We start from the raw sequence: 244 nt of genomic DNA, 5'->3' as shown, positions 1-244 counted from the left end.
AGCAATTCGCCCGATGGCGCGAGCATGTGCACATCCTCCGAAAGCGAGACATTCATCGGGGGATGAACGTGGCGGAATTTGACTTGTTCCGAGCGCCCGCTCGATCAGCCGAGATCGGCGGCCGCGAGCTGGTCGACGAGGCCTTTCCGGAACTGCCCCTGCTCTGGCTCGACACGGAAGACTCCGAAGGCGAGGTGTTCTGGATCGCGGCCGCCGATCTCGGCTGATCGAGCGGGCGCTCGGA

The 244-nt window shown here is 64.3% G+C and carries 1 pseudogene; it reads left to right on the top strand.

Annotated features, from left to right (window positions below):
* Positions 1-227, top strand: a pseudogene (locus G8O24_RS44945) (hypothetical protein); the annotation flags it as partial.
* Positions 228-244 lie beyond the last annotated feature (17 nt).

Origin of the sequence: Bradyrhizobium campsiandrae (genome assembly GCF_014529705.1) — a bacterium.
Classification (GTDB): Bacteria; Pseudomonadota; Alphaproteobacteria; order Rhizobiales; family Xanthobacteraceae; genus Bradyrhizobium; species Bradyrhizobium campsiandrae.
The sequence above is the reverse complement of the archived record's forward strand: the minus strand, read 5'-3'. Positions and strand labels throughout refer to the sequence as shown.